This window comes from Streptomyces graminilatus (assembly GCF_001418565.1).
Classification (GTDB): Bacteria; Actinomycetota; Actinomycetes; order Streptomycetales; family Streptomycetaceae; genus Streptomyces; species Streptomyces graminilatus.
The window spans coordinates 1-1,086 of sequence record NZ_LIQQ01000503.1; the positions used below are offsets into that span (position 1 = coordinate 1).

Genomic DNA, 1,086 nt, shown 5'->3' on the forward strand with positions numbered 1-1,086 from the left:
TGCGTGTCGTGTGGTGGCGGCGCGTGGCCGGCTGATGGACGCGCTCGCCGGTGGCGGTGTGATGGTGGCGGTGGAGGCTTCCGAGGAGGAGGTGTCCCCGTACCTGACCGAGGGTGTGTCGGTCGCTGCGGTGAATGCTCCGGGTTCGGTGGTGGTCTCGGGTGAGGCCGGAGCCGTGCAGGGGGTGGTGGAGCGGTTCGCTGGGCTGGGTCGGCGGACGCGTTCGCTGGCGGTGAGTCATGCGTTTCATTCGGTGTTGATGGAGCCGATGCTGGAGGAGTTCCGGCGGGTTGTGGAGGGGGTGTCGTTCGGGCCGGCGCGGTTGTCGGTGGTGTCGACGTTGTCGGGTGGTGTGGCGGGTGCGGAGTTCAGCACGCCGGAGTACTGGGTGCGTCAGGTCCGCGAAGCGGTCCGGTTCGCGGATGCGGTGGAGTGGCTGGCCGGGGAGGGTGTGTCCACGTTCCTTGAGGTGGGGCCGGATGCCGCGCTGAGTCCGATGGCCGTGCGGTGCCTGGACGATCAGGCGTGTGTGGTGCCGTTCCAGCGGCGTGAGCAGGACGAGACGGTGACCGCGCTGCGTGCGCTGGCCGAACTCTTCGTCCACGGCACCCCGGTGGACTGGACGAAGACACTCCCAGGTGCCCCCTCCCGCCAAGTCCCCCTGCCCACCTACGCCTTCCAGCACGAGCGTTACTGGCCCGCTGCGGTGACGGGTATGGGCGGGGGCGCCGACTTCGGGCTGGATGCCGCTTTCTGGGATGTTGTCGAGCGGGAGGATCCGGAGGAGCTGTCGCGGGTGCTCGCGGTGGCGGGTGATGCCTCGTTGGGTGAGGTGGTGCCTGCGTTGGCGTCGTGGCGTCGGGGTCGGCGTGAGCGGTTTGAGGTGGATGGCTGGCGTTATCGCGCGGTGTGGCGTCCGGCGCCGGTCGGGCCGAGCGCGGAGCAGCGGCTGTCGGGCCGGTGGCTGGCCGTGATTCCGGCGGGTACGGCTGAACAGGCCGATATCCGTGAGGTGTTGGCGGCCCTGAGCGCGGCGGGTGCGGAGGTCGTGCCGGTCGAGGTGGGTGCCGACGCTGACCGGAACAT

Annotated in this window: 1 protein-coding gene; it reads left to right on the top strand. The window is 70.2% G+C overall.

Annotated features, from left to right (window positions below; genetic code table 11):
• Positions 1–34: 34 nt before the first annotated feature.
• A partial coding sequence (locus AOK08_RS34315) for an acyltransferase domain-containing protein (protein WP_241827210.1) occupies positions 35–1,086 on the top strand: 1,052 nt, incomplete at its 3' end.